This window comes from Roseofilum sp., assembly GCF_982964205.1.
On record NZ_CEZBFX010000004.1, the window covers coordinates 1 to 21,380 of the forward strand.

A 21,380-nucleotide genomic window follows, 5' to 3' on the forward strand; every position below is an offset into this window, starting at 1 on the left:
GTGAACAACAACTCATTTTAGGCCAAAATTCGGTCGGCGATAAATCGAATGAAATTAGGGCGATTCCGGCTCTACTAGAGTTATTAGATGTCACGGGAGCAATTATAACCATTGAGGCGATGGGGACTCAGACCGAAATTGCTGGAAAGATTCAAGAGAAAAAAGCCGATTAGGTTCTCTCCTTAAAACGAAATCATCCGACTCAGGAGGCTGAAGTTGAACAGAGGTTTAATCACCTCAAAGCCAACCCTAGTCAATCCGGGAATATTGACTATGACCAGCGAGTTGAAGCGGGACACCCCCGACGAGAAAAAAGACGAGTTTGGGCGATGCAATTGAGTGAGTTTGAGTCCCTATATCAATCGGAGAAATGGGTAGGACTATAAACAAGTGTTGTGATGGAACGAACTCGTTATCTCTGGAATAAAACCACTAATGAAGTCCAATTCTACAGACCATTATCCCCAAGAAATTCTTGGGGCGGAATAAATGCCCCAGAATTGATATAACCGCGATCGCGATAGGCTTGAGTAATCTGTGCGCGAACTTCAAATAATTCTGCTAGGGAAAGGGGACGGTGGGTAAAAGGAGCAGTGATAGCGGCTAATTCTTCAGCGCTAAACACGGTACTGCCGATCGCCTGGAATTGCTTGACTATAATCTGAGTAGGCAGCTTGGGAAGTTCTGGTTCAGGATCAGAAGGAGGTAATAATTCCTCTGGAGTAGGACGTGCAGGAGGAGAAGAAACAGGGGTTCGAGCGATCGCCCGATCGCGTATACCTAAAGACAATAAACCCCAGCTATCAGTGCCCAGATCCATAGATACAACGGTCGCCAAACTATACCAGAATTAGGAAAATAGGAGAGTCGAGTTCGTTCCATATGCTAAATTGCAACAAGTATGGGAGGCTTTGGTGAACCGATCCTATGAATACTCAAGACCCCGATCCAGAAACGTTTGTGGTACAAATGGCATCCGTCCTCGATTTACCACCAGACTGGGCAAATCAGCCCGGCACGATCGACAATATAACTCGGTTGATGGCGATCTCCCAATCTCTAAACCAATTTCCTTTGCCTGAAGATCTTGAAGTTGCTCCCATTTTTAAGCCATGACCTTGGATCTTGATTATCTGGATGCGGTTGCGATCGCTCGTGGGGTACGCAACCAACAATATCGTGCCCAAGAGATTATGGAAGCGACGTTAAGCCGTATCGATCGCCATAATCCCTCCCTAAATTGTTTTACCACGCTCTTAGCAGAAGAAGCCTTGGAGAAGGCCAAAGCCTTAGATCGAGGACTCAAAAGGGGCGATCGCCCGGGGGCGCTGGCGGGAGTTCCATTTGCGGTGAAGAATTTATTTGATATTGCTGGGGTAACTACGGTAGCGGGTTCCAAGATCCATCGCTCCCATGCTCGAGCGAGGCAAGATGCCACGGCGATCGCCCGTTTAAAGCGAGCGGGAGCTATTCTAGTGGGAGCGTTGAATATGGATGAATATGCCTATGGGTTTGTGACGGAAAATGCCCATTATGGCCCCACCCATAACCCCTACGATCTAAGCCGCATAGCAGGAGGATCATCCGGAGGTTCGGCAGCGGCAGTTGCTGGGGGTTTAGTGCCCTTTAGTTTAGGGTCAGATACCAATGGTTCAATCCGAATTCCAGCGGCGTTGTGTGGTGTTTATGGCTTGAAACCGACCTATGGTCGTTTGTCCCGTGCTGGAGTGATGTTGTTTTCCAGTAGCCTGGATCATATTGGCCCTTTTGGTCGCTCCGTGCGAGATATGGCGACGTTGTTTGATATTTTGCAAGGGGAAGATCCTCTCGATCCGGTCTGTTGTACCTTGCCCCCCGAACCCTGCCTGCCGCAACTACATCAACCGATCGAGTCTTTACGAATCGCGATCGCCGATGATTATTTTACTCAAGGGGGAGAGCCAGAGGTTTTCGAGGCAGTAGAAAAGGTAGCTCAAGTATTAGGCGCAACCCAGACAGTGAAGCTCTCCGAAGCAGCGCGAGCGAGGGAAGCGGCTTATCTGATTACAGCCAGTGAGGGGGCTAATGTTCATTTATCAGACTTGAAAGCCTCCCCACAGGACTTCGATCCGGCAACGCGCGATCGCTTTTTTGCTGGAGCCATGATTCCCGCGCAATGGTACTTAAATGCACAACGCTTTCGGAGCTGGTATCGCGATCGGATTCGGGAAGTTTTTCGGGAAGTCGATGTCATTCTGGCTCCCACGACCCCTTGTGTAGCTACTCCCATCGGTCAAACCACCCTAAATATACAAGGAGAAGATGTGTTGCTTCGTCCTAACTTAGGTCGCTATACTCAACCCCTCTCTTTTATTGGCTTACCCGTTTTATCCGTTCCTGTTCATCGTCCCCATCAGCTCCCGGTGGGGGTGCAGATTGTAGCAGCTCCCTATAATGAGGCACTCATTTTGCGCGTGGCAGCCGTTCTAGAAGATCGAGGGGCGATCGATGCCTCTAGTCATAAATTCACTCGACAATAATCTAAATCTACGAATTTTTGAATGCCACTAATCATCATCATCTGGAAAATCATCAGATTCATTAGATGATTTTTTCTCTTTCAATTGCACCATGTTAGATGCAGCACTAATCCGTCTTAATTGTAATACAGCCCACTCAGCAACTTCTTGAACTTCTTCATCTGGATCGTCAACTGCATGGCACATCATATGGCTGACGGTGGCGATTAGTTCATACATGCGAGTAAAATCTCGAATCGCATTTTTTCTGACATCTGGATTATCATCTTGTAACGATAAAGATAAAGCTCGATTCATGGGCTTAATGGTTTTTACGCCAATTTCCGATAGAGCAGATAAAATTAAAGTTCGCTGTCCTGAATCAGAATCGAACAGTAAATTAAGCAAGGGTTGCACTGCCAAAGAATTCCCCCGTTGTCCCAATTCCCAAATGGCTTGACGGCGCTTTTGAGGATCGGCACTTTCTAAATCTTTAATTAAATCTTCAACAATTGCAAGTTTAGGTAAACGGGTAGTTTCATTAACGGGCAAAAGTTGATCGGTTTTCTCCGATTCTGAGGATTCTTCTTCAGAAGAAATGGGTTCTTTTTCGAGTTCTGGATGGGCGTTTTTTTCTGGAGAAACTTGCTCGGGTTGCTCTTCAGATAAACCTTGGGATTCGGTTTCTGGATCGCAATGGGCTGATTTCCCATTGCGCAGTTTTTCTAGAGCGGCTTGAGCCAGAGAAGGCATCAGTTCAGGGGCGGAAGAATCAGCTCCTGACTCCATTGAGTCTAGTTCTTCCTCGTCTTCCTCCTCTTCAAAGTCCTCTTCTTCTACTCGTCGATTGAGCAGCTTAAGGAGGATAAAAACCGTTCCTCCTAAAACGGTTAAGCCTCCTAACCCCATCATCACCCAACCGATGATCCCTTGTCTCTGAGAAGGTTTTTGCTCCTTATTATCTTTCTCTGATTCATTTTCTTCGCTTTCAGCTTTGCTAGAAGCCTGGGCAATGAGGGCAGAGTCTAAATTATCCCAAGTATTTTGACCGACTTGACCATCAGCATCTAATCCTTGTGCGTTTTGGAATGCGATCGCGGCTTCCTGGGTCGTTTGAGCAAAAATACCATCCACTTCACCTTGAAAATGACCTAAGTCTTTAAGCTGTTGCTGAAGTTGGGTAACCGCTTCTCCCTGAGCGCCCAGGACGAGAAAGGGTCTAGGGGTGCGGCTTTTTTCGGCTTCTTCTAAAGCAATTTCACTGTTATTGCGATAAAAGTTAATCCTCTCTTGAGCTTTAGCATAACAGTCATCTTCTGCGGGCACTTGAGCCATGAAGTCGGCGGCTTGTTGCCATTGCTCGGAGATTTGAGTCCATTGCCCAGCAGTGGTGGCAATTTTTCCGGCTTGATTGGCTTTCTGAGCTAATTCTAGACCCTGAGTGCAAACATTTTCAGAGGCTTGAGCCAGCAGAAGAGGTCTGTTTTCAGGGTCAGATAAGCTAGAAGTAGCGATAATTTGACCCATACCTCGACTGCGCTCGGTAACCATCCCTGGCGCGATCGCTGTGGCAGAAGTAATGATTCCTAGACTGGCAAGGGTACTAAAAATGCATAAGGGGAGGCGATAGGACATTAGGGTAAGCCGCTGCCGGAGAAGTGAGTTTATGGATCGGGATCTATGAGTCTGTGATACCTTGGATTGCTTGATCTGGCAAGGATATGTCCTCCCTGTTTTGGGGGATTATGCCATGGGAATGGGGGTTTCAGCAGATGCTCGGAAGGGGGTTGAGCAATTTGAGGTATGGGTATGGAGGATTCTAAGAGGATTTTACCATAAGGTCGAAGGGCTTTTGGACTCTACAGTTTACAGATTATGCTTATCAATTTCGACTATCTGTGGGGTTAGGGAGGCATCTGGGTTAGGGGAAAATTTCAGGTTAAATTTGGCTGCTAGGATTTCTCGCTGATTAACCAAGTAGATGCTGATTAGGGTTAAGCCTACACCTAGCCATTGTAAGGGGCTGAGGATTTCTTCGAGGATCAGATTGCCAAACAGGAGGGCAAAGACAGGGGTGAGGAAGGTGAGGGAGCTGAGGCTCGTGAGGTTTCCAGAGGAGGCAAAGTAGAAGAAGAGTCCATAGGCGATCGCGCTGCCAAAAATCGTTGAATAGGCGATCGCGATCCAATCATTGATCAATAGTCCATCCCATTGGTGAGTTTCCCAAAGTCCAGAGGCGAGCATCAGGGGAAGTCCTCCTAGGATCATATGCCAACCGGTGGCCATGACTGGATCGGCATGACGGCTCACATAACGAATGAGAATGGTTCCCACTGCCATGGAGAGGGCAGCAAAGAGCATTAATCCTTGTCCATTCTGGAAAATTTGGGTCAAGTTGGGCATCTCTTGTACCGGAAATCCACCTAAAATCCATTCATCGGGTAATCCAATCAGACTAATGCCACTTATGCCTAAGATTAAGCCGAATGCCCCCCACAGACCAATCGTTTCCCCGAATAACCCAGCAGCCAGTAGTGCTACGGCTAGGGGTTGGGAGTCAATCATCACCGATCCGAGTCCCGCATTGGTTCGGACTAATCCTTGGGCAAGAAAGCCTTGGAAGAGGATTCCATCCACAAGGGCAAAGAGACTAATCCATAACCAAGCTTTCCATCCTTGGGGTTGGGGGCGTTGAGTGAGCCAACCGGCGATCAGGATTAAAAGTCCAGCAGGAACAAGACGCATGGTAGCCACAAAGAAGGGGGTAGTGTGAGGAAGAGAACCTTTCATCGCTACCATAGCCGTTCCCCAGAAGAAGAACGGCGCAATTAAGATCAGGGAGAAGAGCAAAGAGGATTGACTATTGAAGGGTTTCAGTTGCATATTTCTACAGTTGAGGGCAGCAAGCCAAGATTCTGAGTGGGCGAATGGTTAAGATACATTGTAGTCTATGTAGATTTGTGAAGCGATCGGTCAAGGGGTTGAGAACGGGTTAAGCAATAATGGGTAAGGGGGCTGGTCTGGTTCTCTGTAAACATCTAGGTTAATTATGATTTGGTTTTTTAAGTCAAAAGCACGAAAACAAATAGCTCGGATTGAAATTAATGGGGCGATCGCCTCTGCAACTCGCAAACGGGTTTTAGAAGCGCTCAAAACAGTCGAAGAGAAAAAATACCCGGCTCTGCTACTGCGGATTGATTCCCCTGGGGGAACTGTGGGGGATTCCCAGGAAATTTACGCCGCCTTAATGCGACTGCGCGAAAAGCTCAAAATTGTGGCCAGTTTTGGTAATATTTCTGCATCGGGTGGCGTGTATATCGGCATGGGAGCCGAGCATATCGTCTCTAACCCTGGAACGATCACCGGCAGTATTGGGGTGATTTTGCGGGGCAATAACTTAGAGCGCCTGTTAGAAAAAATTGGGGTCTCGTTTAAGGTAGTCAAATCTGGCCCTTACAAAGATATCTTGGCCTTTGACCGAGAATTAACCCAGGAGGAGCAAGATATTCTCCAACAGATGATTGATACGAGTTATCAGCAGTTTGTGGAAACGGTTGCCCAATCTCGGAACTTAGAGGTGGATCGGGTTAAAAGTTTTGCTGATGGTCGAATTTTCACCGGTCAACAGGCCTTAGAGTTAGGGGTGGTTGACCGACTGGGAACCGAAGAAGATGCTCGCCTCTGGTTAGCCGAATTAGTCGGTCTTGACCCCCAAAAAACCGAGTGTAAAACCATTGAAGAACCCAAACCTTTATGGAGTCGCATTATTAGTGGCGATAATCAGGTAAAATCAGGATTGCCGGCTGCGATGGACTGGTTGGAGTTTGAGGCATCAACCAATGGCTTGCCCTTATGGTTATATCGACCTTGAATAGGGAGTAATTTTTTCTGTATCCAAACCAGACCAGCAATCATTACAAGCATGGAGAAGAGGAACGTGGGTTGGCAAGTCCGGGCAATTCGTGGAGCAACAACAGTAGAAGAAAATACCGTTGAGGCGATCCAGAAAGCGGTCACCGAGTTACTCGATGAGCTAGACCGAAAAAACCAGCTTTGTCCTGACCAACTGATTAGTGTCACGTTTTCAGTCACGCGCGATCTTGATGCAGTGTTTCCAGCGGCGATCGCCCGTCAAAGAAAAGGATGGGATCATGTGCCATTATTGGATGTGCAACAAATGCATGTGGAAGGAGCCTTATCCCACTGTATCCGATTTCTGATTCATGCTTATTTGCCTGTGGAACATCATGTGAGCCATCCCTACTTAAGGGAGGCGAAGAAACTACGACCTGACTTAAACCCAGATCTGCGAGAGGGATTAAGCTAAAAACTCAGAAGGCTGGACAGTCGCAACAGTCTGGAGGCTATCATGAAATTAGGTTACATAGTAGAGCAGGAGTTATGAGGACTGCTGAGATTGTTGCCAACTCTCTCCTGCTTTTGGTAAGGCTTTCCACTAGAACTGTTTCGGCCTGTGAATTATGTCCTTTGCTTCTGTGTCTTTTCAATTACCAAGTTTAGAAAGTGTACTGGATCGTCACCCTGTTGTGATTTCCCCCGATCTGAGTGTAGAGGAAGCGATCGCGTTTTGGAATCGTGAATCGCCCTATCCTTATCTTGTGGTCAGCCAAAACCAACAAGTATTAGGGGTGATAACGGTATCGGATTATCATCAGATTCGCACCCATTGGCAACAATGGAGATCGGTGAGTGTTGAGCGAGTGATGACTCCCCAGGGTTATAGTTTAACGTGGCAACCAGATTTAGATCTGTTGGCTGTGACAAAACTGATGTATGAGCAGCAGATTGAGTATTTACCCATACTCGATCTCCAACAGAATATCATGGGCGTAGTCTGTGCCCCGGATCTGCAAAAAAGCCTACAAGGTTTAGATGCAATTTCTATTTACTATGGTTTGGCACAACTTCAAGCAACACACAAAAAATCTGACGATCGCCACAATATTGGTTTTCAGACCCTTCTGGATCGCACAGTTAAAGAAATTCATCAGGGTTTAAAGTGCGATCGAGTCTTAATTTATCGTTTTGAACCGGATGGCGGTGGTACGGTAATTGCAGAATCTGTATATCCTTTATGTAAATCTTTGTTAAGTATAAAGATTATCGATTCTCATTTTGGCGAAGATCTGTTGAAAGCCTATATCAATGGGCGCACTCAAGTTACCCACGATATTGAATCAGGAGGCTTAACCCCTTGTTATGTGGAATTCTTACGGCAAATTCAGGTCAAAGCGAATTTGGTAGTTCCCATTCTCCAAGAGAATCATCTCTGGGGATTGCTAACCGCGCAACAGGCGATCGCCCCTCGGCATTGGTCTAGAAACGATGAAGCCTTTCTTAAACAGCAAGCGGATCAATTGGCAATCCGCCTCAAACAAAGCTTACCGTTCCAAGATTTACCGACCCAACTGAGGGAACATCAATGGATGTACTATACCTTGGAACAAGAGAAGAACTTTACCCACGCCATTCTCAATGCGGTTGATGCGTTAGTGGTGGTCGTTAATCGACAGGGTGAAATTATTTACTTTAATAATGCCTGCCAACGTTTAAGTGGTGTTCTGGAAAAACAGGCTCAAGGTCAGCGATTTTGGGAATTCCTGATTCCCGTAGCCGAACAACCTCAGATTAAACAGGCGATCGGGCAAGCACTCCAGGGGGAATCGACTGGGGCTTATCAATGCCACTGGGTGATTCAAGGTAGTACAAAACGCCGTATTGAGTGGTCAAACCAGAGTTTTGGCAACCTAGGGATCGTTACCCATGCGATCGTCACTGGAATAGATTTAAGCCGACGACAAGAAGCTCAAATACAGCTTCGGTTTCGCGATCGCCAACAACAAACCTTAACCTATTTAAGCCAGTATGCGATCGCTACTACAGACCTACAGATTCTAATGAACGAAATCGTACAGCAGATTGCCAAAACCCTAAGTGTTGATTACGTAGAAATTCTGGAATTATTACCCAATCAAGCAGCATTTCAAATTCAAGCTGCCCATGGATTTACCTCTGTTCATTATCAGAATCTTCAGCATTCCATTGAACAACTGACACTCAGTGCCACGAAAAATACACAACCGGGGTATACCTTATGGTGTGGTCAATCTGTCGTTGTGGACGACCTACAAATAGAAACTCGCTTTCGAGGATCGGTGTTACACAATCAAGGTAGAGTTATCAGTAGCATAACAACTATCATTCCCGGTGTAGAACAACCCTTTGGAGTGCTGGGAGTCCATAGCAGGGAGCATTGTCATTTTAATCCTGATGAAGTGCAATTTTTGGAGGCGATTGCCCATTTATTGGCTTCTTTCCTGGAGCAACATCGACTCACTGAAGAATTAAACCAATTTTTTAACCTTTCCCTCGATCTGTTTTGTATTATTACTTTTGACGGTTCTTTTAAACGGATCAACCCCCGTTTTCAGGGACTCTTAGGATATAGCCCACATCAACTGCAATCGAGAAGCTTATTTGACTTCATCCATCCCGATGATTTAGCCGCCACCCAAGCTCAAGTACAACAACTGGCTTCTAGAGTCCCCACCGTTAATTTTGAACATCGGTATCGCTGTCAGGATGGTTCCTATCGATGGATTGCTTGGACAGCTATGCCGAGCGACGAATCCTATTTTTACGCCGTTGGTCGAGATATCACAGAGCGGCGAGAAATAGAAATAGCCTTAAAAGAGAGTCGAAAACACTATGTAACTTTAGCTACCGCTTCTCCTGTGGGGATCTTTCAGACGGATAATCAAGGTCTGTGTTTATACGTCAATCAGTGCTGGTGTGATATAACAGGTCTATCAGCGCAAGAAGCAATGATGGAGGGTTGGTCGCAAACGCTCCATCCCGAAGATTTAGAATGGGTGTTTCAGGAGTGGAATGAAGCGGTTGAGGAGCATCGTACCTTTTCTTCTGAGTATCGGTTTCAACATCGAGATGGGACCGTGGTTTGGGTCATGGGTCAGGCGGTTGCTGATGTAGATGAGGAAGGAAATATTGTAGGGTATGTGGGCAGTATTACCAATATTAGCGATCGCAAGCAAGCCGAAGAAGCTCTTAAATATCTCAATCAAACCCTAGAAGATCAAGTGGCTCAACGCACGGCTGATTTAGAAACCGCCAATGAAGCCCTCCGTTATGCCGAAGAACGGTTTAGAATTGCCCTAAAAAATTCCCCCATTATCGTTTTTAACCAAGATTTAGATCTGCGATATACCTGGATTTATAATCCCGTTCTCGGTTATACCGCAGAAGGAGTAATTGGAAAGTCCGATCGAGATTTGTTTGCTCCAGAAGATGCCCAAAAATTAGAACGAATCAAACAACAAGCCTTAGATTCTCAGAGCAGTGTGCGAGAGGAGGTTATGCTTGCCGATCGTGGGGATTTGAAGTGCTACGATTTAACTGTTGACCCCTTATTAAGTTCAGAGAACCAGGTTATCGGAATTACTTGCGCAGCCTTAGATATTACCCACCGTAAAAAAGCCGAATTAGCTCTGCAAGAGAACGAGCGATTTATTCAACGTATTGCTGATGCCAGTCCGAATATTCTCTATATTTATGACTTAGAACAACACAAGACTGTTTATAGTAACAAAGATATTGCCTTAGTATTAGGGTATACTCCCCGTCAGATTCAGGAAATGGGCAATATTGTCTGTGAAGACTTCCTGCATCCAGAAGATCGACCTAAAGTAGTCCAATGGCAGGAAGAATTAGTCGATGCAAATAATACAGAAATTTGGGAGATCGAATACCGAATGCGCGATCGCCATGGGGAATGGCATTGGTTCGTAAGTCGAGATACAATTTTCACGCGAAACGATCAGGGAAAACCAATACAGCTTTTGGGGGCGGCTTCTGATATTACGGAACGCAAGCAAGTTGAAGAGCAGTTACGCTTGAGTGAACGAGCGATCGCTGCTAGTAGTAATGGTATCGTTATTATCGATGCTCAACAGCCCGATTTTCCCGTGATTTCAGTTAATCCTGCTTTTGAGCGAGTCACCGGATATTGTGCACAAGATATAATCGGTAAGAACTGCCGAATTCTACAAGGGACAGATCGTCAGCAAGAGGGACTTGCAACGATTCGTAAAGCATTAAAAAATGAAGAAAGCTGTACGGTTGTATTACGAAACTATCGCAAAAATGGAACCTTGTTTTGGAATCGAACAACCATTTCTCCAATTCATGACGATCGGGGTATTTTAACTCACTATCTAGGCATTCAAAATAATATCACTGAAATCAAAGTGGCTGAAGAACATTTACTGGCTAAAGTTAAGCGTGAAGAGCTATTTGGTATGATTACTCAACGAATTCGAGAATCTTTGGATTTGCAAGAAATTCTGACAACTACAGTCCAAGAAGTCAAAAAACTTTTACTCTCCGATCGCGTATTAGTCTATCGGGTTTTACCCAATTATACAGGGCAAGTAATTGCTGAAGCTGTTAATCCAGGTTGGACTGAAACCTTGGATAAAAAATTCCCAGAAGAGACTTTTCCTCGAGAATGCTACGATCAATATATTGCCGGCAAAACCTATGCCACATCCGACATTACTCAAACAGATATTCGTCCTTGCTTGGTTGAGTTTTTACAAGAATTTCAAGTCAAAAGTAAAATCGTAGTTCCCATCATTCAAAATAATTTACTTTGGGGATTGTTGATTGTCCATCAATGCGATCGAATCAGAGACTGGAAAGAGGAAGAAATTGAGGTATTAAAACAGATTGCTTCCCAATTAGCGATCGCTATCCAACAATCAGAATTTTATCAGCAACTGCAAAGAGAGCTTAAAGAACGAATTGTTGCTGAAACAGCTTTATTGATGAGCCAAGAAAGGATTCAATATTTACTCTCTTCTAGTCCTGGTATTTTATATAGTTTACGGGCAAATGATAGCTTAGAGCTTACATTTGTGAGTGACAATGCCTATGATGTTATTGGCTATGAATTACTGGAAATGTTTGAGGCAAACTTTTGGTGGACTCATCTGCATCCAGAAGATCAAGATAAAATCAGTCAGCATGGCTTAAAAAGTTTATTTGACCAGGGTTTTTATAGCCATGAATACCGTTTTTTACATAAAGACGGGAGATATATTTGGATTTACGATAAACTCAATTTAGTCCGTGATGAACAAGGAAATCCTCTAGAAATTATTGGCTATTGGATTGATATTACCGATCGCAAACGAATTGAACAAAAATTACAAGAAACAACCTCTCGCTTAACCAGTTTAATCTCTAATCTTCAACTAGGTGTTTTAGTGAAGGATGAACATCATAAGGTCGCGTTAATTAACCAAACTTTTTGTCATCTATTCAAAACCACAAATTGTTCTGACCGATTAATTGGTCAAGAATGGGGAAATATTGGAGATGAATTTTCACATTTATTTGATCGCCCAGAAGAAATCAGTCAACACCATCAAGACATTCTCACCCATAATAAAATAGTTACAAACCAGGAAATCCAATTGGCTGATGGTCGCATCTTAGAACAAAATTATGTTCCTATACTGATTGACTCTATTGATCGCGGACATCTATGGATGTATCGAGATATTAGCGATCGCAAACAAGCTGAAAGTCGATTGGTGACTTCTTTGCAAGAAAAAGAAATTCTTTTAAAAGAAATACATCATCGAGTTAAAAATAATTTATTGGTCGTTTCTAATTTATTGGAATTTCAAGCAGATTATGTCAGCGATCCTACTTTAATTAAAGTCTTGGAAGATAGTCGAAATCGTATTTATTCCATGGCTCTGATTCATGAAAAGCTCTATCGGTCGATGACTCTGGATACGATTAATTTTGGTGAATATTTGGAAGATTTAGTCCCCAATTTGTTTGAATCTTATAATGTAGAAGAGAATAAGGTTAGATTTTATTTAGATATCGAACCCGTTCTATTAAATATAGAAACAGCTCATCCCTGTGGCTTAATTGTGAATGAATTATTATCCAATACCTTGAAACATGCTTTTCCTGAAGGAACACAAGGAAAAGTGGAGGTGATCATGTATCAGCAAGATAACAATCAAATTGTGGTCAAAGTAGCAGATAATGGAATTGGTTTCCCAGAAGACTTAGATTTTCGCAACGTTGATTCTTTGGGCATGGAGTTGGTTTGTACCCTAACGGAACAGTTAGAGGGTGAAATTACATTATTGAGAGACCATGGCACAACATTTGAATTACGATTTTCAGAGTTAAAGTATCGTCAGAGGGTATAATTATGTCTCCTGTCAAGATTTTAATTGTTGAGGATGAGTTACTGATTGCCAAAGGATTAGCCCGTAAGTTAGAGAAGTTAGGCTATGAAGTAGTGGGAATTGTCTCTTCTGGAAAAGCAGCTCTCAACAAAATTAGAGAGATTATTCCCGATTTGATTTTAATGGATATTGTGATTAAAGGAGATATAGATGGCATTGAAACTACAGAAAAAATTAGAAAGCAATATAATATTCCAGTTATCTATCTAACGGCTTATGCTGATGATGAAACTTTATCCCGTGCTGAAAAAACGGGATCTTATGGCTATTTACTCAAACCCTTTAAAGAAAGGGAAGTTCATGCCACGATTAAAATGGCGTTAAAAAAATATCAGGAAAGCTTAAGTATAAAATCTTCGTTAGCTCAGGCAAAATCTAACAGTCAAGAAAAAACAGAATATATCTCAATCGCGTCCCATGATTTAAAAACGCCTTTAACCGCGATTCAAATGTCAGCAGGAATGCTACAACGTTATGGCAATAAGCTAACGGAAGAGAAAAAAGAGAAGCACTTAAAACGTATTCAAACTGCAGCGCAACATATGCATCAGTTATTGGAAGATATTCTCACGTTAAGTCGGACTGAATTTGGAAAGTTAGAGTTTAATCCGGAACAGATGAATGTAGTCGAGTTTTGTGAAGAGATTATTGAAGAAATTAAAGTGATTGCCTCGTCTAAACATAATTTAGAGCTTACTCTTTATGGAGAAAACCGGATTATTAATCTTGATGCAATGATTCTACGTCATGTTCTCTCGAATTTGCTCTCGAATGCCATCAAATATTCCCCAAATGGAGGAATTGTTAAGCTTGATATTACCCAAACTGAAGCTGAGATTAGGCTTGCAGTTCGAGACCAAGGAATTGGGTTACCTCTAGACTATCACCAAAAACTCTTTCAACGCTTTGAACGAGGCGCGAATGTGGGAAAAATACCCGGAACTGGCTTAGGACTTTCGATTGTGAAACGCTTAATTGATCTCCATGGAGGTGAAATCATGGTAGAGAGTGAACAAGGAAAGGGAAGTGCTTTTACCGTTACCTTCCCCTGTGTTTTCTAGTTGGGTCAGTCATAGATGGCACTAGGACAGACAAGGAGCTGAAAATCCTGGTTAAAGATCAGTTTATAGATAGTTTAAGTATAAATAATTAGTCTAGATCTAATCATTGATTGTTGGAGAGCAATACCGATCTCTCACTAAGCGGCTATAAGTATGTAAAGAGGGTTTGTCGATATAGCGCGGATTGGGTTGAATGACAGACTCTAACTGCTTGCAAACCTTTTGATGACTTCCTACGCGATCGTATCCCCAGCTATAGACAATGGTATGCTCGCTAGGGGGTTGTGCTTGGACAGGATTTGAGACGAGGGTAGTACAGAGAATTAGGGTAAAGGCTCCCAGGAATAAGATCGCGAACTTCAACATCGGGCAACTCTCGTGATTTGGTAATTAGATGGTGTTACTTCGATCATAGAAGTTGTAACCCAACTTTGAAATGAGTTAAATCACACAAGTGTCAGTTTTAAAATGCACCTTGGAGATAGTCTATAATCATAAACTGCTGATGGTCATAGGTGAGTGGTGGGGCGATCGCCCGAACATCTGAACACGTACCCACTCTCTGATAATAGACCAACGCCACATCAAAACGACATCCCCATTCACCAAACTCAGGTGACTCAGCTAGAAAGAGTTCCGCAGCACAGCGCAATTTCTCCTGTTTCCTAGAAGAAATTGCACCTAATCCATTCTGATCCCAATTGCCAGCACTGCGGGTTTTCACCTCCACAAAAACCAACTCTTCCTGCCATTGGACAATCAGATCTAACTCTCCCCAACGACAATGCCACCGACGATGCAAAATCATTGCACCTTGCTGTTGCAACCATTGAGCAACGGTCTCTTCTCCTTGTATTCCCGGATTGAGCCTCATGTCAGTCCACCCTCTTTTCAGCCTCCACCTTCCCATAGGATGATGATATCGCTGTTGAATACCTAAACTGACTATTCCCATGACCGTCAAAAAAATTCCTACTTATCTGATCGGGTTATTGAGTGTATGCCTAATCCTTGGGCTGAACCTGACTGGAAGCATCGGCAACCTATCCCCGGCGTTTGCCCAAAACTATGAAAAAGTAGACCTGAAAGGCGCTGATTTTTCGGGGAAAGATCTCATAGAAGCCCAATTCGATCAAGCCGATCTGACCGAAAGTAGCTTTGTGGGAGCAGACTTGCGAGGAGCAAGTTTATTTGGAGCCAAATTAATTAGAGCGAATTTAGAAGGAGCCGATCTGAGATATTCCACTATTGGAGAAGCCAATTTTAGAAAGGCGAATTTGAAAGATGTTCTCTTTGAAGGGGCTTTTGCCCAACTGGCCAGCTTTAGAGATGCTAATATCGAGGGAGCAGATTTTACTGATGTGATTCTCCGAGATGATGCTCAGGAATATTTATGTGCGATCGCCAAAGGAACCAACCCCATCACCGGAGAAAACACCCGCGATACCCTTTACTGTGATTAACTTCACCCATTCTCTCCTGCCCTACTCGGGCAGGCTCAGACTTTTCTCGGTTTCGCAAAATCCCTGCTTCCTAAGTTCGGTTCACCTCCAATGGCTTTTTTGAGTCCTCGTTTACAGTAAAAACAGTCAACAGAAGTCACTCTCTCATTGAGTCAAAAACTATGAATCCTAACATACCCTCCCAACATTCCGATCTCTTCGAGCAATTGGCTAATGACAACAACGTCCTAGGTCAATATCTGCATTCCCTAGACCCTGAAGCTGTTAATCATCTCTCGCAACCCTCTAAAGAAGCCCTCAGCGTCATGGAACACAATATTGTGGGATTGCTGGGACATTTGCCTCCAGACCATTTCGGGGTTACCATCACCACCAGTCGGGAACAGTTAGGCCGTTTGTTAGCTTCGGCAATGATGACGGGCTATTTTCTGCATAAAGCGGAAACTCGCATGGGATTGGAAGAGCATCTGGCAAACTTGAGCGACGAAGAGTAATAAAACTCAGTGATGAGGACCGTTTATGCCTTCCCCTTTTCCAGGGATGAACCCTTATCTGGAACATCCAGAACTTTGGCCAGGAGTCCATCACTGGCTCATTATTGAACTGGCTAGGTTTCTTTCTCCCCAACTTCGTCCTCAATATAGGGTTGCCGTTGAGGTACGCGTTTATAAAACTATTGGTCAAGAATCCCTACTGGTTAGCATTCCAGATTTAGTACAAAATTCACAGACGACAATTAAACAGCCAACCAGCAATGTTGCAGTTGCACGATCTCCAACTCAACCCCAGGCTGTAGAAGTTCCACTTCCGGTAACTGTTAGACAAGGTTATTTGGAAGTGCGAGAGGTTACTACCAAGGAAGTAGTAACCTCTATTGAAATCATCTCTCCCATTAATAAACGTTTCAGGATTGAAACGCGCAAGCAATATGAGGATAAGCGCAATAAAGTTTTAGGAAGTTCTACTCATTTAGTAGAAATTGATTTACTGCGTAAGGGACAACCGATGCCAATGTATACCAGCACCAGCAGTAGTCGAACAGATTACCGAATTTTGGTCAGTCGAGGAGACTGTCGTCCTCAAGCAGACTTATATGGGTTTAATTTGCAAGATGCTATCCCTTCATTTCCCTTACCGCTAAAGCCTGGGGATAGGGAACCCCTGGTGGATTTACAGTTATTATTGGATAATGTATACGACCAAGCGAGTTACGATCTAGTGGTAGATTATCGTCAAGATCCTGTGCCACCTTTGTTCTTGGACGAGGATCGCGCTTGGCTGGATAGCTGGTTAAGGAAGCAAAATCTGCGATCGCTACCCGATCTCAAGTCTGATTAGTCCATTATGATACCATGTGTTTAACCGGACTTAAAAGTGAAAACTACTATATAAAAAAATATGCTCAACCGACGAAAATTACTGGCTTATATGGCCGGGACAAGCGGCACGATACTACTGAGTCAATGTAATCGGAAAACGATCAGCCAAGCACCAGCTATGCCGAATACCCATATCAGTCAAGACGGATTTTTATCTGTGGATATGGTTGCCCAAGAAATGCCAATGCAATTCGGCAGAAATCGGCTCATGCAATGGGGATATAATGGGCAAATTCCCGGGCCAAGACTAGAAGCTAGACCTGGAGATACAATTAAAATTAATTTTCAGAATCAATTACCTCAAACGAGCAATCTTCATTATCACGGATTACATATTCCGCCCACAGGAACGGCTGATAATGTGTTTATTTCTGTTCCTCCTGGAGAACAATTCAGCTATGAATTTACACTGCCTGAAAATCATCCGGCAGTCACCTCTTGGTATCATCCCCATTACCATGGACAAGTAGCAGAACAGGTATTTAAAGGATTAGCTGGCTTGTTGATTGTCCGGGGTGAATTAGACGAAATCCCAGAAATCAAAGCTGCTTCTGAAGATTTTTTAGTGTTGCAAGATTTTACTGCTAATCGTAATTCCAACCTCTCCCATGGTGCAATTATGTTAGGGAGAGAAGGAGAATTAGTAACGGTGAATGGGAAAATCAAGCCAGAGTTTTCTATTCCTGCCCAAGGTTTGCTGCGCTTGCATTTGTTGAATGCGTCCAGTTCTCGGTTTTATCGCTTATCCTTGGATGAACATCCCTTTTATTTAATTGCTACGGATGGGGGCGCAATTTCTGAACCGGTAGAATTAACCGAATTATTATTAGCACCAGGAGAGCGAGTACAGGTTTTAATTCAAGGAGATCGACCTCCATCTCAGTATAGGCTATTAAGTCTACCCTATGACCGGGGAACTGTGGGCATGATGGGCCATATGAGATTATCGTCTAGCAGTAATCAAACTCAGGCGATCTCTACATTTAACTATACCGAACCTGTCACTCCCATTCCCCTACCCAAAACCCTGATTCCCATCCAACCCTTACCCGAACCACAAACCCTGCGCCAGTTTACCCTCAATCATGGCATGACTCCAGGAATGGGTATGGTGTTTTTGATTAACGATCGGGTCTTTAATCATCAACGTATCGATGTTAGGGTCAAATTGAATCAAATTGAAGATTGGGAAATCATTAATCCAGAAGGAATGGATCATCCCTTTCATATCCATCTCAACTCATTCCAAGTGATCAGCCGCAATCAAACTCCTGAACCGCTTTTAGCCTGGAAAGATGTGGTTAATGTCCGTCGTGGTGAAACCGTTCGCTTGCGAATTCAGTATCAAGATTTTATCGGCAAAACTGTTTACCACTGTCATATCCTCGACCATGAAGATCAAGGTATGATGGGTATGTTAGAGATTGTTTGATAATTTAACACTCAAGTGCCTTATTTATGGAATATTCAAGGAAAGGGCAAAACTGGGTTGTTCTTATTCCCCATTCCCTAAACCGTAATCTGATATCCAACGTCTTGTAAGAGTGCTAAATCGAGAAGGGTAGGGAATTGTCGTACCCCTAAAGAAACAAAGGGTGTGAGTAAGGAATTTCCACTGATGCCATTGGGTAAGAAATGGTCTTCAATATGGGATAAATCATCAGCTAAGGGAACCGCTAAACCCTCAGTAATTACTAGGGCATTGGGTCCGATGAAGGTTTGACCGGATATCCATTGGTTAAAGGCTTGGGAGTTGCCTATACCCAGAATATGGCCGAGTTCATGAGTCGCAACGGTCATTAAGTCCACTTGTTCTGGCGGAATATCATTATGGGTTTGGGGCGTTGGATCGATAAACCAATTAATGCTTGAATTAAAACTGATGTGACCCGTCCAAGGCTCAAAGTTGGTACTGTTAAATCGGCGATCGAGGTCACTATCAGGAGTCCAATTGCCACTTGGCCCTGCTTGAGCAAGAATTGGGGAGGAGAGGGGAGCTGCACCAACAAAGACGAGTACATCATCAATAGGACGGTCTAGGGTAAAGGATATGGTGCTTCGAGTGGTGGGATTTTTGATATAAATGGGGGTTCCGGGAGCTAGATCTGCAAATTCATCTAGAATATGGCGCTCCCAGAAGGAGGCAGCAGTTTCTAGGATTTGACGACAGTTCGGATCGTTGAAAAAACCACTGTGATCGAATCGATAGTCAAATTCAATGTTAAATGAGGTGGGGGTTTCGGGAGGGGCTAGGAGTAAGGGAGAATCGAATTGTGTGCTTTGGCTGAGGTTAAAGGGGAGAGCTTCACTGATAAAGTCTTCAGGGGTTAATTGATTGGGATGAATACCAGATAAAATGGCAAGGGTTTGGCCGGTGAGTAGGTCTTGAATGAGGGTTGTACCGGTGAGGTTGTCGGTTCCTAAAGCGATGATTAGGCGCTCATAGTTTAAGCCGCCCGTAAGTTGCATATAATCTTGACCGTCTTCAAAATCAAGTATCCAATCTGCTTGGTTCTGGTTTGCGAGGGATGGCTGACTGAGGATAAAGAAGTCTCGATCTGCACCCCCGATGAGGAGGTCTGAACCGAGGTCTCCGGAAAGGCGATCGCTCCCCTTGTCCCCGTAAAGGGTATCATTTCCTTGACCTCCATGGAGCAAATCCGAGTCTTGTCCGCCATAAAGTAGATCTTGGCCTGTATTGGCTTTGAGAGTATCTGAGCCTTGATTTCCGGCAATCCAATCGTCTCCAGCATAAGTAATAATTTGATCCGGGTTCAGGGTTCCAATCAGAGTATCAGCGCTAGGGGTTCCGGCGATCGCCGATCCTGAAGTCAATGCAGACTCTAATGCATACTCATCTGTTGGCATAGATTTAGTATTTTTATTTACATTCTAGTATAATTTATTATGTCTTTTCAGGAAAAACTAGAAAACTTTAGATTATTTTTAGATTGGTAACGCCAAAAATATAATATGGGGCTTCTCTGTTCAATGGAGTACAGCTTAAAGCCTTAGAACCATCAATAAGGAGCTGAACAGATGGATTGCAATCCCTGATTTCATGCTTAAAGGAAAACAATGTGCTAGGCTATTTGAAAGTTTTTTTGCAATTATCTATATCCATGAGCAAGGTTCTGGTGTTAAATGCCTCTTACGAACCGCTCAATATCGCTACCTGGCGACGGGCGGTTATTCTGTTGCTCAAGGGAAAAGCCGAACAAGTAGAACACAATGGTAAGTTGTTGTGCCCTGGTTTTCCCTTACCAACCGTAATTCGACTGCGGCACTATATCCAAGTTCCCTATAAAGAAATTCCCTTAACGAGACGAAATGTTTTATACAGAGACTCCCATTGCTGTCAATACTGTGGATACAAGGGAGAGGGTCTAACGCTCGATCATGTAATTCCGCGATCGCGCAAAGGAGGAGATACTTGGGAAAACTTAGTCACGGCCTGTGTTCGCTGTAATGTCAAAAAAGGAAACCGGACTCCGGAAGAAGCTTCCATGACTTTATCTCATCCCCCACGAAAGCCATACAGCAGTCTCTATTTCGAGCTGCAAAAGCATGTGACGAGCGGTACACATCAAGAATGGAAAAAATATGTGATTGGCATCTAAACCCCTGACTTCATCTTCAGGGTTTTTTTCAACACTAAATGATGGGTAATGATCTGCTTTTATCGTTATTACAAATAACAATACGGTGAATTTGTAGGAGGATGAAATCGCTTGTCAGGGATTTTTCTCCCCATCTTACAGCTATTCCCATTCATTTTCTGGAAGCCACTGTAAAGAATTTAGAGTTTCTTGATAATGAAAATAAATGGCTTGTCGAGGATAGGGAAGTAACCCATCTGTTCCAAACCAGCGTTGAAAAATGGCAATTTCGGCAGGTTTGTCGGTTAAAAATCCTTGCATATATTTAACCAAGCTGTAATTAATCATTGATTGCCAACGAGAATTGTTTTCTGGGAGAATACAAGCATAGGATTCTAAGCTGTAAGGACGACTGGGGGTCACTCTCCAGGCTTGGGGGTCTTTGGCGGTTCTCCGGAGAGCTTCTAGGAGAACTCCATCACTCACTAGGGCATCAATGTTTCCTTGTTCTAATTGTTGCAATCCCTGGACGCGATCGCGCACCCAGATAAATTCAGCATTGGGTTGGATCTTTTGAATAATTTCAGCATTGGTGGTGTTTTCAATAATTCCTATCCGTTTGTCCTCTAAAGATTCTGGGTTTCCTATCTTAGTTTGTTGTGGAACTAAAAGCTGAGTACCTGTGCTAAAGTAGCTAATGGAAAAATCGACGATTTCATCTCGTTCCCAAGTAAAGGAGTTTGAACCACAATCGAGATCTACCTGGTTCTCTTGAATGGCTTGAAACCGATTTTGGGTATCAACTTCGACCCATTCTATCTCAATAGATTTATTCAATTCTGCTTCTAGCTCGACTTGAATACGCTTAACTAAATCCACAGAAAATCCCATCCATTGTCCTCGATCGTTTTTGAATCCAAAGGGAATGGTATCTTGGCGAACGGCAACTCGTAAAGTTCCGCTTTGATTGACTTGTTTGAGAACATTAGCTGCCCAACTGGGATAAGCAATAGAAAGGGGAATTAAGCTCAATAGAGCCGTAGCGATCGCTAGCTTTTTCTGCATCT

General features: G+C 43.7%; 18 protein-coding genes. 11 read left to right on the forward strand and 7 right to left on the reverse strand.

Annotated elements, in window-relative coordinates:
• Nucleotides 1-448: 448 nt before the first annotated feature.
• Entirely contained in the window at nucleotides 449-820 is a 372-nt protein-coding gene (locus AC3A14_RS01780; protein ID WP_318731809.1) for a POTRA domain-containing protein, read from the reverse strand.
• Between the two features lie 107 nt (nucleotides 821-927).
• Between AC3A14_RS01780 and AC3A14_RS01785 the strand changes: the two genes are divergently transcribed.
• Both AC3A14_RS01785 and AC3A14_RS01790 read left to right on the forward strand, forming a co-directional pair.
• On the forward strand, nucleotides 928-1,116 hold the full coding sequence (locus tag AC3A14_RS01785) for a DUF4089 domain-containing protein (RefSeq protein WP_318731810.1): 189 nt from the start codon (nucleotides 928-930) through the stop codon (nucleotides 1,114-1,116).
• Nucleotides 1,117-1,118: 2 nt separating this feature from the next.
• Nucleotides 1,119-2,519 carry an AtzE family amidohydrolase gene (locus tag AC3A14_RS01790; protein WP_413039027.1) on the forward strand — a complete coding sequence of 467 codons (1,401 nt, stop codon included), beginning with the start codon at nucleotides 1,119-1,121 and terminating at the stop codon, nucleotides 2,517-2,519.
• Between the two features lie 27 nt (nucleotides 2,520-2,546).
• Here the strand turns inward: AC3A14_RS01790 and AC3A14_RS01795 are convergent, their stop codons facing one another.
• Complete coding sequence (locus AC3A14_RS01795; RefSeq protein ID WP_318731812.1) at nucleotides 2,547-4,133, reverse strand: peptidoglycan-binding protein; 1,587 nt, start codon at nucleotides 4,131-4,133, stop codon at nucleotides 2,547-2,549.
• Nucleotides 4,134-4,364: 231 nt separating this feature from the next.
• On the reverse strand, nucleotides 4,365-5,381 hold the full coding sequence (locus tag AC3A14_RS01800) for a DMT family transporter (RefSeq protein WP_318731813.1): 1,017 nt from the start codon (nucleotides 5,379-5,381) through the stop codon (nucleotides 4,365-4,367).
• 166 nt (nucleotides 5,382-5,547) lie between these two features.
• Here AC3A14_RS01800 and sppA point away from each other — a divergent pair, with 166 nt between their 5' ends.
• The 4 genes from sppA (at nucleotide 5,548) to AC3A14_RS01820 (ending at nucleotide 13,872) form a co-directional block, all read left to right on the forward strand.
• On the forward strand, nucleotides 5,548-6,369 hold the full coding sequence (gene sppA, locus AC3A14_RS01805; RefSeq protein ID WP_318731814.1) for a signal peptide peptidase SppA: 822 nt from the start codon (nucleotides 5,548-5,550) through the stop codon (nucleotides 6,367-6,369).
• A 66-nt stretch (nucleotides 6,370-6,435) separates the two neighbouring features.
• Entirely contained in the window at nucleotides 6,436-6,825 is a 390-nt protein-coding gene (aroH, locus tag AC3A14_RS01810; protein WP_318731815.1) for a chorismate mutase, read from the forward strand.
• Nucleotides 6,826-6,979: 154 nt separating this feature from the next.
• Nucleotides 6,980-12,772: a PAS domain S-box protein gene (locus AC3A14_RS01815; RefSeq protein WP_318731816.1), complete on the forward strand. Its 5,793-nt coding sequence runs from the start codon at nucleotides 6,980-6,982 to the stop codon at nucleotides 12,770-12,772.
• A 2-nt stretch (nucleotides 12,773-12,774) separates the two neighbouring features.
• Entirely contained in the window at nucleotides 12,775-13,872 is a 1,098-nt protein-coding gene (locus AC3A14_RS01820; RefSeq protein ID WP_318731817.1) for a hybrid sensor histidine kinase/response regulator, read from the forward strand.
• Nucleotides 13,873-13,971: 99 nt separating this feature from the next.
• Here the strand turns inward: AC3A14_RS01820 and AC3A14_RS01825 are convergent, their stop codons facing one another.
• A complete protein-coding gene (locus AC3A14_RS01825; RefSeq protein WP_318731818.1) occupies nucleotides 13,972-14,238 on the reverse strand; it encodes a hypothetical protein in 267 nt (88 codons plus the stop codon).
• Between the two features lie 97 nt (nucleotides 14,239-14,335).
• Nucleotides 14,336-14,746 (reverse strand): YraN family protein, encoded by a 411-nt coding sequence (locus tag AC3A14_RS01830; RefSeq protein ID WP_318700587.1) that lies wholly within the window; start codon nucleotides 14,744-14,746, stop codon nucleotides 14,336-14,338.
• A gap of 79 nt (nucleotides 14,747-14,825) precedes the next feature.
• On the opposite strand from AC3A14_RS01830, the gene AC3A14_RS01835 reads away from it, so the two are divergent.
• The 4 genes from AC3A14_RS01835 (at nucleotide 14,826) to AC3A14_RS01850 (ending at nucleotide 18,146) form a co-directional block, all read left to right on the forward strand.
• A complete protein-coding gene (locus AC3A14_RS01835) occupies nucleotides 14,826-15,335 on the forward strand; it encodes a pentapeptide repeat-containing protein (RefSeq protein ID WP_318719382.1) in 510 nt (169 codons plus the stop codon).
• A gap of 161 nt (nucleotides 15,336-15,496) precedes the next feature.
• Nucleotides 15,497-15,829, forward strand: coding sequence for a DUF760 domain-containing protein (locus AC3A14_RS01840; RefSeq protein ID WP_271940082.1), 333 nt, complete (start codon nucleotides 15,497-15,499; stop codon nucleotides 15,827-15,829).
• A 25-nt stretch (nucleotides 15,830-15,854) separates the two neighbouring features.
• Entirely contained in the window at nucleotides 15,855-16,673 is an 819-nt protein-coding gene (locus tag AC3A14_RS01845) for a DUF4058 family protein (RefSeq protein ID WP_318731819.1), read from the forward strand.
• Nucleotides 16,674-16,733: 60 nt separating this feature from the next.
• The gene (locus AC3A14_RS01850) at nucleotides 16,734-18,146 is read left to right on the forward strand and encodes a multicopper oxidase family protein (protein ID WP_318731820.1); all 1,413 of its coding nucleotides are present in this window, start codon (nucleotides 16,734-16,736) and stop codon (nucleotides 18,144-18,146) included.
• Between the two features lie 77 nt (nucleotides 18,147-18,223).
• Here AC3A14_RS01850 and AC3A14_RS01855 read toward each other — a convergent pair whose 3' ends face one another.
• Nucleotides 18,224-19,582, reverse strand: coding sequence for a calcium-binding protein (locus AC3A14_RS01855; RefSeq protein WP_318731821.1), 1,359 nt, complete (start codon nucleotides 19,580-19,582; stop codon nucleotides 18,224-18,226).
• Nucleotides 19,583-19,836: 254 nt separating this feature from the next.
• Between AC3A14_RS01855 and AC3A14_RS01860 the strand changes: the two genes are divergently transcribed.
• The gene (locus AC3A14_RS01860) at nucleotides 19,837-20,334 is read left to right on the forward strand and encodes an HNH endonuclease (protein ID WP_318719385.1); all 498 of its coding nucleotides are present in this window, start codon (nucleotides 19,837-19,839) and stop codon (nucleotides 20,332-20,334) included.
• Between the two features lie 141 nt (nucleotides 20,335-20,475).
• On the opposite strand, the gene AC3A14_RS01865 is transcribed toward AC3A14_RS01860, so the two are convergent.
• Complete coding sequence (locus AC3A14_RS01865) at nucleotides 20,476-21,378, reverse strand: amino acid ABC transporter substrate-binding protein (protein ID WP_318731822.1); 903 nt, start codon at nucleotides 21,376-21,378, stop codon at nucleotides 20,476-20,478.
• Nucleotides 21,379-21,380: the final 2 nt, after the last annotated feature.